Genomic DNA, 13,328 nt, shown 5'->3' with positions numbered 1-13,328 from the left:
CCGCTGACTCCAGCTATGCCACCCACGATTTCCGCGGTTCGGACGGCGGGCAGGGTCGTCCGGATTAGCGCGGCATGGTTTCTTTGATGGGAAGACCATGCCGCCGCGCGCCGCGCCATGAGCGTCGGCTGTTGTGTCCTTCAACGATGATTCGGACGTTTTCATCGCTGAAAGGCATCACGGCATTCAACGATGAAAGATCTTCGGATCGTCATGGCGCGGCAGCGGGAAACCTGCAGCGAAGGAAGCCCCGGACTCACCCTCCGGGGCTTTTTTCATGCTTTTGGCGTTTCGGCGATGGTTTCGGCTCCTTCTACGTCCATTGGCGGCAGGGCAAAGCCGAACACCGCGCCGGCGGGCCAGTTCGGCCACGCATGCAGATCGCCGCCGTGGGTCTCCAGGATCGATCGGCAGATCGCCAGCCCCATTCCCATGCCTTCGGGCTTGGTCGTGTAGAACGCCTCGAACATCTGCGCCGGGTCGCCGGGCAGCCCCACGCCCACATCGTGCACGCTCAGCAGCACTTCGCCGCCCGCACCCACGGCCGTGCGGACGGTCAGGTCGCGTGCGTGGTCCACCACGTCACGCATCGCCTCGATCGCGTTGATCGCGAGGTTCAGGAACACCTGCTGCAACTGGACTTTGTCGCCCCTGACCTGTGGCAAGTCCCCGGCAAGGTCTGTTTTAAGCGAAATACGATGCCGCGTGAGTTCGCCGCCAAACAGCGGCACCGATTCGTCGACCAGCGCGTTGAGGTCGAGCGGCTGGGCCTGCGGCGCCGCATTGCGGAGCATGGCCCGCATGCCGGCGATCACGCTGCGCGCCCGCTGGCCCTGCCTGACGATGCCCGACAGGGACTCGATGGCCTCGTCCACATTGGGCCGTTCGCGGCGCAGCCAGCGCAGTGCCGCGTTGGCCTCGATCGTCATCGCGGCAATCGGCTGGCTCACCTCGTGGGCGATCGACGTGGTCAGCGCGCTGAGCGTCATCACGCGGCCCACGTGGGCCAGGTCCGACTGCGCCTGGCGCAGTGCCTCGTCGGCCTGGCGCCGCGCCTCGAACAGGCGGCTGTTTTCGAGCGCGCTGGCTGCCTGGAACGCGAGCAGCTTGATCACCTCGGTGCGCGCCGGCCCGAATACGCCGGGAGCCAGCGCATTGTCGAGGTAGAGCACGCCGGCCAGCTTGCCCTGGTTCAGCAGCGGCAGGCACAGCATCGAGCGCGCCCGCCTTTGCCGGATATACGGGTCAGCCGTGAACGGCCGCTGCGCGGCCACGTCATCGAACACCATGTGCTCGCGCGCCTGCAGCACATGGTTGATCACCGAGAGCGGCAGGTCCGACGCGTCGAGCGGCCGGTCGGCCAGCGCCATCGTCACGGCATGGTCGCGGATGCCGGCCTCGGCCGCCACGCGGTAGTGGCCGCCGGAGGGGAGGATCAGCAGCCCGCGCGTGGCGCCGGCCTGTTCGAGCGCGGTACGCAGCAGCATCTCCATGAGCCGGTCCAGCCGCACCTCGCCCGACACCGCCTCGGAGACCGCCATCACCGTGGCCAGGTCCAGATGCTGGAGCGGCGCGCCGATGGTGCCCATGGCGGGCGCCGCGGCGGAACGCCCCCCTGCCCCGGCCACCAGTTGCGGATAGCGCGCATCGAGCTGCCAGACCTTGGCGTCGGCGCCCCAGTGCAGGTAGCAGTGGCGCGCTTCGCGCAGGTACATCGCGGCCGGATGCTCGATGCCGCGCTCCATGTAGAAGCGCCCGGCCAGTTCGTTGGCCAGCGCCTGCATGTGGATGAGGTCGCTGTCGCGCGCCGAGGCGATGGCCGCCTCGTAGCCGCGCATGGCCTCCACGTCGCGGCCTTCGAGCCGGGCAATTTCGGCGGCCACCAGCGCCGCACGGTTGCCGAACGTCGCCGGGCAGTGGCGCGCCCACCGGGCAAGCTGGCGGTGGTGCCCGGCCAGCGCGGGCAGATGCAGCGCCAGGTCGTCGTCGAGCGCCGGATTGCAGCATGCCGCGCGGGCCAGCGCCGCGTAGAAGTGGTACTCCGCCTGTTCGAAATACGCGGGCGACGTCCACAGCAGTTCCGCGGCCCGCTCCGCCGCCGCGCAGGCCGCCGCGCCATCGCCGGCCAGGTAGCGCGCCTGCAGCTTGCGGATCCAGTACCAGCACGCCGCCAGCCGCAGTCCCACGTCGCCGGGCAGCCGTGCCTCGAAGGCCCGCTCGTCGAAATCATCGTCGTCGAAGCGGCCGAACACCGGTGTCAGGCCGCGCAGCGTGCGCACCAGCTGGCGCTGCGGCGCGAGCCGGTCTGCCACCAGCGCGAAGCGCGGCCCCCAGGTATAGACGCTGCCGGACTCGGCATCGCGCAGCACGCGGCCAAGCGGGTCGCCGATGGCCAGCGCGTGCGTGATCAGGTTGCTGCGCAGGTAGGCCGCGTAGGTCAGGTCCCCGATCTGCTGCGTCAGCGCCAGCCCTTCCCGGGCCACGCCGCGTGCCACGCGCAACGGCTGGGTCCAGTGCAGCAGGTTGCCGCCGACGACCTGGCAGACGCGGGCCCGGAAGCGGTCCACGCCATGACGCTCGGCCAGCGCCTGTGCCAGCCGGGCCAACGCGGCGCCGTCCGGATTGTCGGGCGACGCCGCCACGCGCAGCATCGCCAGCCAGGCGTAGCCGAGGCACGACTCGTCGCTGTTGCCGCGTGCCACGCTCAGGTTGACCATGCGCAGGATCACCAGGCCACGCAGGTGCTCGTCGCTGTACCAGGCCGGTTGCAGCAGCGCGGTCAGCACGCGCATCGTGGCCAGCGCGCCGGGGTCCGACATCGCCGGCAATGCCTCCAGCGAGGCAATCTCGCGCCCGGCCAGCTGGCGCGTCAGCAGCGCCTCTTCCTCGGCCACCGCCTCGGCCAGTGGCTCGGCGGTCCAGGCGATGCCGGCGCGGGCCAGGTAGTCCAGCCCCACCGCCACGGCCTCGGCGCGCCGCCCGCTGGTCAGCAGCAGGCCGAGCTTGACCTGGGTAACCACGGCCAGTTCGGTCAGTGCGTCGATGCGGGCCGCCAGCGCGTCCAGCCGTTGCTCGGCGCGGGCCACGTCGCCGGTCAGGAACTCGCACTCCGCCAGATGCAGCGTGAGCGAGAACGCCAGCGCGTGGCAGCGCCCGAAGGCATCCGCGGACAGCATCGCCACGCCCGCCGACAGGTAGTGCAGCGCGGCGGCATTGGCGCACGCCGTGCGGGCACGCAGGGCTGCGGCAAGGTTCAGCTCGGCCAGCCGGTCGCGCTCGGCCGCCGACTCGATCAGCCCCGCAGCGCGGTTGAGCTGGCCCGCCACGGTGAACACGTTCGCGTCGATCTCTTCTTCGGACAGCCGCGCCAGCAGTTGCCGCCCGATGCGCAGGTGCACGCCCGGCCGGTCCGGCTCCGGAAGGCGCGCGTAGGCGGCTGCGAGCATGCGGTCGTGGCAGAAGCGCAGCAGGCGGTCCTGCCGCGTGATCAGCCCCATCTGCACGGCCGCCGCCAGCGCGGCATCGAGTGCGGCGGCATCGCCGTCCCACGCCTGGCGCAGCAGCGTGTCCGGGATGTCGTTGCCGAGGCAAGCCAGCAACTCCAGCGCGGCCCGCGTGCTGGCCGGCAGCCGGCCGATCCGGTCCACCATCAGCGATACCACGTTGTCGGTGAAACCCCGGGCTTCGATCGGGCCGATCTCCCAGGTCCAGCGCGCGGCCACGTGGTCGAAGCGCAGCAGGCCGCCGTCGGCCAGTTCGGCCAGGAAGTGGGTCACGAAGAACGGGTTGCCGGCGGTCTTCTCCATCACCACCCGGGCCAGCGGCGCGCTGGATCCGGGGCTGCAGTGGAGGGTGTCGGCCACGAGCTGGTGCAGGTCGGGCGCGTCCAGATTGCCGAGCGCGACATGCGTGACCGCCGCGCCGCGCTCGCGCCACGCGGCGATACCGCGCGGCAGCGCCTGCGCGTCGTCGATCGCATCCGTACGGTAGGCGCTGACCAGCAGCAGGTGTCCCTCGCCGGGCGCGGTCAGCAGATGCCGCAGCAGCACGGCGGTTCCGGCGTCCAGCCACTGCGCGTCATCAAGGCACAGCGTCAGCGGCCGGGCCACTCCGGCCAGCGCGCCCACCAGGCTCTGCAGCGCCAGCCGCAGCCGCGCCTCCACCTCGCGCGAAGGTGCCTCGCGCGTCCACGGCGCCGGGCCGAGCCACTGGTCCAGTTCGGGCAGCAGCGGCACCAGCAGGCCGGCGTTGGGCCCCAGCGCCTCGGCGATGGCGCCGCGCCACGGCGCCTGCTCCGCCTCGCCCAGCGCCAGCAACTCGCGCAGCAGGCCGCGCAGCGCCTGCGCCAGCGTGCTGTACGGCAGGCGATCCTGCCCGCGGCCGGCGAGGTCCGCCTTGGCGGCCGCATAGAGCCCGCGCCGCTGCAGGATCGTGCGCTGCAGTTCCTGCACGACGGCGGTCTTGCCGGCGCCGGACGGGCCAGACACCACCACGCTCTCGCTGCGGCCCGTGGCGGCCACCCGGTCGAGCGTGCCCGCCAGCGTCGCCAGTTGCGGCGCGCGGCCGTACAGGAATTCCGGGATGACCAGCGTATCGGAGATATCGTGCTCGCCGGGCTGGAACGGCTCGATCCGCGCCTCGGCGGCCAGGCCACGCTGGCACCGCTGGAGGTCGCGCAACAGCCCGGCCGTGGTCTGGTAGCGGTCTTCGGCGGGCTTGGCCAGCAGCTTCATGACCATCGCCGACAGCATGGCCGGCACCGAGCCCAGTTGTTCGGCGGGGGGAACGGCCTCGCGCGCAAGGTGCCAATGCACCCAGTCCAGCGGGTCGGTGGCGCTGAACGGCAGCGTGCCGGTCAGCATCCGGTAGAACAGCACGCCGAGCGCGTAGAGATCGGTGCGCGTATCGATCGCGCGATGCATGCGCCCGGTCTGCTCGGGCGCCATGTAGGCCAGCGTGCCGGCAATCTCGCCCGCCTCGGCCATCGGCACGGCGCCGCGCCCCATGCGTGACGCGATGCCGAAGCCGGTCAGCCACACGCGGCTGCGGTCCGGCGCCACGAGCACGTGGGCCGGCTTCAGGTCCTTGTGGATCAGGCCGCGCTGATGCAACTGGCACACGGCCATCACGGTGGCGATGGCGATATCGAGGAAGGCTGCGGCCGGCAGGGGCGCATCGATCAGCCGGCTCAGCGGTTCGCCGCCGGGATCGGCGAGCAGCAGCACGACCTGCCCGCGCTCGCGCAGCAGGTCCTGCGGCACGGCGGCCCACGCGGGGTCGAGATCGTCGCGCAGCGCATGTTCGTGCGCCAGCCGTTCGAAGGTTTCGGGAAGCCGGTGATCGTCGGCGGCCCAGACGCCGAGCACCGGCGATGTGCTGTCGTCGCCACGCAGCGCGCGTCCCCGGCCGAACATGCGGTCGCCCGCCTCCCATGTGGAGTCGAAACCGAGTTCGATCTCGGCCTTGGGAAACGGCATGGAAAGCATGGGTAACCGGAGAAGGATGGCGCGAGGGCCGGGGGCCGGGGGGCGATACGGGACGGACAGCCCCCATCCTAATCGGTTACGGCCGGCGTGTCCCGCAAAGCGGCACGCCGGCGAGGGTCAATACGACTTCGGCAGGCCCAGCACGCGCTCGGCGATATGGCACATGATCAACTGGGCGCTGACCGGGGCGATGCGCGGGATATACGATTCGCGCAGGTAGCGCTCCACGTGGTACTCGCGGGCATAGCCCATGCCGCCCAGCGTCAGCACGGCGGTCTGGCAGGCCTGGTGCGCGGCTTCGGCGGCCAGGTACTTGGCGGCGTTGGCCTCGGCGCCGCACGGCTTGCCGTTGTCGTAGAGCCAGGCGGCTTTCCAGACCATCATGTCGGCGGCTTCGAGCGCCATCCACGCCTGGGCCAGCGGATGCTGGATGCCCTGGTTCTGGCCAATGGGCCGGCCGAACACGGTGCGCTCGCGCGCATAGCGCGTGGCGGCATCGAGCGCGGCGCGGCCCAGGCCCACGGCTTCGGCGGCAATCAGGATGCGCTCCGGATTCAGCCCGTGCAGGATGTACTCGAAGCCCCTGCCCTCCTCGCCAATGCGGTCGCTGGCGGGCACCATCAGGCCGTCGATGAACAGCATGTTCGAATCCACCGCGCCGCGCCCCATCTTGTCGATCTCGCGCACCTCGATGTGGTTGCGGTCCAGCGCCGTGTAGAACAGGCTCAACCCCTGCGTGGGCCTGGCCACCGCGTCGAGCGGCGTGGTGCGCGCCAGCAGCAGCATGCGCGTGGCCACCTGCGCCGTGGAGATCCAGATCTTGCGGCCGTCCACGCGGTAGGCGCTGCCATCGGCGGTGCGCACCGCCTGCGTCTTCAGGTGCGTGGTATCGAGCCCGGCGTCGGGCTCGGTCACGGCGAAGCAAGCCTTCTCGTGGCCGGCGATCAGCGGCGGCAGCGCGGCGGCCTGCTGCGCCTCGGTGCCGAACACCACCACCGGGTTCAGCCCGAACACGTTCATGTGGATGGCCGACGCGCCCGAGAACCCTGCCCCGGACGCCGCCACGGTCTGCATGATCAGCGCCGCCTCGGTGATGCCGAGCCCCGCGCCGCCGTACTGCTCCGGCATGGCGATGCCAAGCCAGCCCGCGCCGGCCATGGCCTGGTGGAACGCCTCGGGGAACCTGTGCTCACGGTCCAGTCCGGCCCAGTACTCGGGGCCGAAATCGCTGCACAGCTGGCTGACCGCCTCGACGATGGCGTTCTGCTCCGGTGTCCGCTCGAAATTCATGTGGAGTCCTTATTCGGGCTGGATGCCGGCGTCCTTGACGAGCTTGTTCCACTTCACCAGCTCGCTGTTCACGAACGCTGCGAACTGCTGCGGCGTCTGGCCGAACGCCTCGAAACCCAGCGCCTCGAACTTCGGCGCCACGTCCTTGCTGCCGGCAATCCGCGACAGCTCCTTGTTGAGCCGATCGACAATCGGCTGCGGCAGTTTTGCCGGGCCGAAGACGCCGTTCCAGGATGTGATGTCAAAGCCCTTCAATTCGGGCGTGTCGCCGATCGGAGGCAGGTCCGGCAGCAGCCGGCTGCGCTGTGCCGTGGTCACGGCCAGCGCGCGCATCTTGCCGGCCTTGACGTTGGCGGAGCCCGCGGCCACGTCGACGAACATCATCGGCACCTGGCCGGCAATCACGTCGGTCATGGCCGGCGGCGTGCTCTTGTAGGGCACGTGGAGCAGATCGATCTTCGCCATGCGGCCCAGCGTGGCGCCGGACACGATGCCGGTACTGTTGCCGCTGGCGTACGACATGCCCGGATGGGCCTTCGCGTGGGCAATCAGTTCGCCCACGGTCTTGACCGGCAGCTTCGGGTTGATGACCAGCATGAACGGCAGGTTGCCCATGCGCGCCACCGGCGTGAAGTCCTTGATCGGGTCGTAGGGCAGCTTCTTCATCAGCGAGGGGTTCGCCGAATGCGTCGTGTTGGTGGTCATGAACAGCGTGTAGCCGTCAGGCGCCGCCTGGGCGACGATTTCAGCGGCAATCGCGCCGTTGGCGCCGGGCCGGTTGTCGACCACGACGTTCTGGCCCAGTGCATCGCCCAGTTCCTTGGCCGTGATGCGCGCCACGGCATCGGTACCGCTGCCGGCCGCAAATGGCACCACGAGCTTGATCGGCCGGCTTGGCCACGCGTCGGCGGCGTGGGCCGACAGCGGCAAGGCAACGGTGGGAAGTGCCAGGATGGCGGCGGCAAGCGTGCGCCGCACGCGGAAATTCGGCATGGTCGCTCCTGTTTCGGATGCGAGGTGGCAGGGCTGCGGGTCGGGTCAGGCCGGGCGGATCACCCGGTCCGGCGATTCCTCGTACGGCGGGGCGTAGACCACGAGCAGCTTCACGGGCTCGTCGCTGATCACCGTGAACACATGCATCGCCTCGGCCGGGAAGAAGCAGCAGTCACCGGGGCCAAGCTCCTGCGACTGGCCGTTGACCTCGGCGCGGGCGCGGCCTTCCAGCACGTAGCAGACCTGCTCGATGCCGGGGTGGGCGTGCGGCAAGGCGCCCTTGCCGCGCTCGATGGTGCCGTGGATGACTTCGAGCTGGGTGGCGCCGACGTTCTCGCGCCCGATGATGCGGCGGTTCAGCGTGCCGACGTGGTTGGCGGGGTGGTACCCCTCCACGTCTTCGGTGCGGACGAAATAGGTGGGAGCCGCCTTGGGGGCGGCGGACGATGAAGTCATAAGCGGGCTGTCTCCAACATTCGGCGCCTGACCGGATGGCCGGCGCATGTTTTCATGTTTGTGAAACAGATTTTATGCCTATGAAAATTCTCGTCAACTAGGGGTTGCTCCCGATGGCGGCCGGCGCGGCCGGGCCATCAGGCGCGCCCGACCCGCGCCGCCCGCGCGCCGCGCAGTTCCATCCAGCCGTAGAGCGCCGTGGCGATCACCATCGGCAGCAGGTAATAGATGGCGCGGTAGCAGATCAGCGCCGCCACCACGGTGGATTCGGGCACCAGGTGGCCCAGCATCACTACGAACACGGTTTCCAGCACGCCGATGCCGGCCGGGATATGGGCCACGGCGCCCGCCACGGCCGCCACCAGCAGCGCCGTCAGCGCCATGGGCAGCGACACTTCGGGCGGCAGCAGCAGGTTGATGATGGCGCCAAGCGTGATCCAGTTGACCACCGAGATCACGGTCTGGCCGATGGCGAAGCGCAGCGTCGGCAACTGGAACGAGCGCCCCCGCACCTTGAGGCTGCGCTGGCGCAGCAGGCCGCACGCCACCAGGTAGCCAACTCCGGCCAGCAGCATCACGGCGCCCAGCACCTGCAGCAGCCAGCCGCTGATACCCCAGGACGCGGGCAGCGTGGGCGGCTGCCACAGGAACATCGCGCCGGCCAGCAGCATGTAGCCGGTCCAGTTGGTGACCACGGCGATCGTGTAGATGCCGGCCACCTGCGACGCGCTGATGCCGAAGCGCGTGTAGAGCCGCAGCCGCATGCCGATGCCGCCGATCATCGCCCCGACGTTGAGGTTGAAGATATAGGCCAGCCAGGCAATCAGCATCACGCGCCACGCGCCCAGGTGGTGTCCGGTGTAGCGGCGGCCCAGCAGGTCGAATGACGCGTGCAGCGTGAAGCTCAGGCACGCCAGCCCCATGGCCGGCAGCAGCGTGATGAACCGGTACGATTTCAGCGCGCCGAGCACTTCGTTCCAGTCGATGCCGCTCAGGCTGCGCCAGATCAGCACCACCACGATGGCGACGAACGCCAGCCCCGCCACGCGTTTGACGAGGGACCAGCGCACCAGGCGCTTGCGGGAGTGGGCGGTGGTGGTCATGGGCAATCCTGTCGGGCGCCGGGCGGGACCGGCCGGGGCCGCTCCCACTCCGCCGGGGTCTCGACCGTCGAGACCACGAGTCTGGGGGTGTGCGCGGGCAGCCAGCCGGCCCACGACGGAAACTTGCGCAGGAAGTGGAAGATCACCGCCGTGCGCAGCGCCTGCCAGGGGGTCTGGTCGGCGTCCGATGGGCCAGCCACCTCGGTGCAGCAGTTGGCCATCAGCGTGCCGAGCCGCTGGTCGAGTTCGGCAACGAAGGCCGGGTCGCGGATGACGAGGTTGGCTTCGAGGTTCAGCGACAGGCTGAGCGGGTCGAGGTTGCTCGACCCGACCGTGGCCCAGTCGTCGTCCACGAGCGCCACCTTGCCGTGCAGGGGGCGCTCGCAGTACTCGAAGATCCGCACGCCGGCCTCGCGCAGGTGGGCATAGAGCACGTCGACGGCGCGCTTGACCCAGAGCATGTCGGGCCGGCCCTGCACCACGAGCCGCACGTCCACGCCGCGCCGCGACGCGTTGCAGATCGCCTGCAGCAGCTGGTAGCCGGGCAGGAAATACGCATTGGCGATGACCACCTTGCGCCGCGCCGCGCGGATCGCCATCAGGTAGTGCCGCTCGATGTCGCGCCGGTGCTGGTCGTTGTCGCGCGTCACCAGCAGCGCGGCGCCCTCGCCCACCGGGTGGGCCGCGCGCGGCACGGGCGGCGGACGCACGCGGCGCTGCCGGCCATGCGGGAGCTGCGCGGCGGCCTCCATGAACGCCTGGATCTCGCGCACGATCGGCCCCTGCACCTCCACGGCATAGTCCTGCTTGGCCAGCGGGCCCGAGGCGATCAGGTGCTGGTCTGACAGGTTGATCCCGCCGACAAAGGCCGTGGTGCCGTCCACGGCCACCAGCTTGCGATGCAGGCGCCGGAACAGGTTCGTGCGCATGCCCACCAGCCGGCGGCGCGGGGCGAACACGTTCAGGGTCACGCCCGCCTCGACCAGCGCCGCCACGAACGGCTGGGACAGGTCGGCCGAGCCGAAGCCGTCCACGGTCATGACCACCCGCACGCCCCGGCGCGCGGCGTCGATCAGCGCCCGGCTCAGCGACTGCCCGACCGAGTCCTCGAAGATGATGAACGTTTCCAGCAGCACGCTCTCGCGCGCGGCCTCCACGGCGGCAATCAGGCGCGGGAAATACTCCTCGCCGTTCTCCAGCAGATGCAGGCGGTTGCCTGTGGTCCAGTTCTGTCGCATCCCGGGAGCCAAGCAGAATCGATGCCTGCCCGCCGGGGCGCGATGTGCGGCTTGCGCGGCCCCGTGATTGCCGGCGGGGCGGCGCCGCAAACGCCCGCCGTTGTCATTTTTACAGGCGCGGGCGGACCAGCAACCCAAACCGCATATCTACCCGCCGAATCGTTCGTTCCCTTTGTTCGGACTGCCGCGTAGTGTCTTTCGGACTTTCACGGATACAAGACCATGGCAGAAGACGATCTGGCCGCGCGCACTGCGCCAACCAACGCCCACCCGGCCCCGCCCGGCCAGCCGCTGCCGCCGGCGCCCGACGTCGCCACGCTGCGCGTCCGGGCGGCCGCACTGTTGCCCGACATCGCCCGCGAAGCCGCCGACCGCGAACTGCGGCGCGAACTGCCCTACGCGCTGGCGCGCCAGGTGGCCAACGCCGGCCTGCTGACGTTCCGGATTCCCCGGGCCTACGGCGGCCCGGGCGGCAGCGTGCGCGAGGCGTTCGCCTTCGTGATCGACCTGGCCGCCGCCGACGCCAATCTTGCGCAGGCCCTGCGGCCCAATTTCGCGCTGGTGGAAGGGCTGCTGGCCGGCCAGGACAACGAGGCCGAGCGCCGGCGCTGGTTCGACCGGCTGCTGGCGGGCCAGATCCTCGGCAACGGCGGCATGGAGCGTGGCGGCAAGCATGGGGACGTCAAGACCACGATCGTGCCGCGCGACGGCCATTTTGTGGTGCACGGCACCAAGTACTACAGCACCGGGGCACTCTACGCGGACTGGGTCACGTCGATCGCGGTCGACGAGGCCGGCGAGGAAACCCATTTCGCCGTGCCGCGCGACCGCGCCGGCATGGCGCTGGTGGACGATTTCGACACCATCGGCCAGCGCCTCACCGCCAGCGGCTCCACCCACTTCGACCAGACCCGGGTCGAGGCGGACGAACTGCGCCCCAGCCCGTTCTCGCGCGGCCGCCGCAACGCCGTGACGCCCGTGCTGCAGCTGTTCCTGGCGGCCACCGAGGCCGGCATCGCCCGCAACGCGCTGACCGACGCCACCTGGTACGCGCGCCACAAGGCCCGGCCGATCAAGCACAGCAGCGCCGCACGCTCGGTGGACGACCCCTACGTGCAGGAAACCATCGGCCAGATCGCCGCCCAGGCGTTCGCCGCCGAAGCGGCGGTGCTGCGCGCAGCCGAGGCCATCGATGCAGCGTGGGCAGACGGCCTCGGCGACGCCGCGCTGACGCGCGCCTCGGTGGAGGTGGCCCAGGCCCAGTACTTCGCCGTGGCGGCGGCGCTCAGGAGCGCGGAACTGGTATTCGACGTGGGCGGCGCCTCGACATGCGACCGCCAGTACAACCTCGACCGGCACTGGCGCAACGCCCGCACGGTGGCCAACCACAATCCAAGGCAGTGGAAGGCGGCCGCCGTGGGGGCGTGGCTGCTGAAGGACGAGCCGCCGCCGACGACGGGGTTGTTTTGAGGGTGCTCCGTTCTGCGACTGTTTTCGGCAGCGCTGCCTACGCCAACTCCCCCAGCACCTCCCTCGTATGCTCCCCGATCCCCGGCAGTGCGCCAGCGCGCACGGGCAGGTCGTCGATCGAAATCGGCAGGGCCGGCATGCGCAGCGAGCGCGGGCCCGGTGACGGGACGTCTATCACGCGTTCGGGCATGGTGGCAGCCGCATGCGCCACGGCGTCGCCCAGATCGCGCACCACACCGCAGACCACGCCAGCCTCGGTCAGCCGGGCGCAGACCTGATCGGCGGTCAGGCCGTGGAACGCCTCGGCCAGCGCCTCGCGCAGCGCAGCGCGGTTCGCCACGCGTGCCGCGTTGTCGTGGAAGCGTGCGTCGCTCGTCAGTTCGGGGCGCCCGATGCACTGGCACAGCCGCGCGAAGTGGTCCTGCAGATAGGCGGAGACCACCACCTGCCCGGCGCCGGTGGCAATCACGTCTGCCGCCGGCGCCAGCGTGGCCTGCCCGTTGCCGCAGCGCGAGGGCGGTGTGCCGTGCAGTTGGAATTCGGCCCACTGCTGGCTCAGCATGTCGAGCGCCACGTCGATCAGCGAGACCCGCACGTGCGCCCCCTGCCCCGCGATGCCCCGGCGCACCAGCGCCGCCAGCACGCCCGTCGCCAGCGTGCGGCCGGCCATTACGTCTACCACCGTGAAGCCGATGCGGGTGGGGTCGGCGTGCGCGTCGCCGTTGATGCTCATCATGCCGCTTTCGGCCTGTGCGGCGATGTCGAGTCCGGGGCGCGCCGCGGCCGGGCCGGTGTTGCCGAAGCCGTCGACCGAACCGTAGACCAGCCGGGGATGGTTCGCGCGCAGCGTCGCGGCGCCCAGCCCGTACTTCTCCATCACGCCGGGGCGCGCGTTCTGCAGCACCACGTCCGCGCCGTCGATCAGCGCCCGCGCCGCACGGCGGTCCGCCTCCTGCCGCAGGTCCAGCACGATCGAGCGCTTGCCGCGGTTGTAGGCCGAGAACATCGGCCCGCAGTCGTCGGCCTGCCAGCCGGAGCGACGGCTGGCATCGCCGCCGGGCGGTTCCACCTTGATGACGTCGGCGCCCAGATCGGCCAGGATCTGCCCGGCCGAGGGCGCAGCGATGAACTGCCCGAAATCGATCACACGCAGCCCGCTCAGGGGCGCATCGGTCTGGCTGGCGTCGGGAGATACGGTCACGGGCGGCTTCCTTTCTGGCTTTCTGGATGCCTGCACTGTAGCCAGAACCGCCCGGAAGCTGCGACGAATGTTTCGATATCCTGAACCGCCG

At 70.5% G+C, this 13,328-nt stretch carries 8 protein-coding genes; 1 reads left to right on the top strand and 7 read right to left on the bottom strand.

What is annotated here, in order from left to right; genetic code table 11:
• Positions 1–275: 275 nt before the first annotated feature.
• The 6 genes from EV147_RS22675 to clsB all read right to left on the bottom strand — a co-directional run bounded on the left by EV147_RS22675 (position 276) and on the right by clsB (position 10,566).
• Entirely contained in the window at positions 276–5,477 is a 5,202-nt protein-coding gene (locus EV147_RS22675) for a trifunctional serine/threonine-protein kinase/ATP-binding protein/sensor histidine kinase (RefSeq protein WP_130393464.1), read from the bottom strand.
• 126 nt (positions 5,478–5,603) lie between these two features.
• A complete protein-coding gene (locus tag EV147_RS22670; RefSeq protein ID WP_130393463.1) occupies positions 5,604–6,776 on the bottom strand; it encodes an acyl-CoA dehydrogenase family protein in 1,173 nt (390 codons plus the stop codon).
• Between the two features lie 9 nt (positions 6,777–6,785).
• Positions 6,786–7,769, bottom strand: coding sequence for a Bug family tripartite tricarboxylate transporter substrate binding protein (locus tag EV147_RS22665; RefSeq protein WP_130393462.1), 984 nt, complete (start codon positions 7,767–7,769; stop codon positions 6,786–6,788).
• A gap of 45 nt (positions 7,770–7,814) precedes the next feature.
• Entirely contained in the window at positions 7,815–8,225 is a 411-nt protein-coding gene (locus EV147_RS22660) for a cupin domain-containing protein (protein ID WP_130393461.1), read from the bottom strand.
• A 137-nt stretch (positions 8,226–8,362) separates the two neighbouring features.
• A complete protein-coding gene (locus EV147_RS22655) occupies positions 8,363–9,328 on the bottom strand; it encodes a lysylphosphatidylglycerol synthase transmembrane domain-containing protein (RefSeq protein WP_130393460.1) in 966 nt (321 codons plus the stop codon).
• Positions 9,325–10,566, bottom strand: coding sequence for a cardiolipin synthase ClsB (gene clsB / locus EV147_RS22650; protein WP_130393459.1), 1,242 nt, complete (start codon positions 10,564–10,566; stop codon positions 9,325–9,327). The genes EV147_RS22655 and clsB overlap by 4 nt, the downstream gene beginning before the upstream one ends.
• Positions 10,567–10,788: 222 nt before the next feature.
• Here clsB and EV147_RS22645 point away from each other — a divergent pair, with 222 nt between their 5' ends.
• A complete protein-coding gene (locus EV147_RS22645; RefSeq protein WP_130393458.1) occupies positions 10,789–12,036 on the top strand; it encodes an acyl-CoA dehydrogenase family protein in 1,248 nt (415 codons plus the stop codon).
• A gap of 37 nt (positions 12,037–12,073) precedes the next feature.
• Here EV147_RS22645 and EV147_RS22640 read toward each other — a convergent pair whose 3' ends face one another.
• Positions 12,074–13,237, bottom strand: a complete 1,164-nt coding sequence (locus EV147_RS22640; protein WP_157994718.1) for a CaiB/BaiF CoA transferase family protein — start codon at positions 13,235–13,237, stop codon at positions 12,074–12,076.
• Positions 13,238–13,328: the final 91 nt, after the last annotated feature.

Source organism: Cupriavidus agavae, from assembly GCF_004217045.1.
In the GTDB taxonomy this organism is placed as follows: Bacteria; Pseudomonadota; Gammaproteobacteria; order Burkholderiales; family Burkholderiaceae; genus Cupriavidus; species Cupriavidus agavae.
Note: the sequence above shows the minus strand (reverse complement) of the source record. Positions and strands in the feature narration are given on the sequence as shown.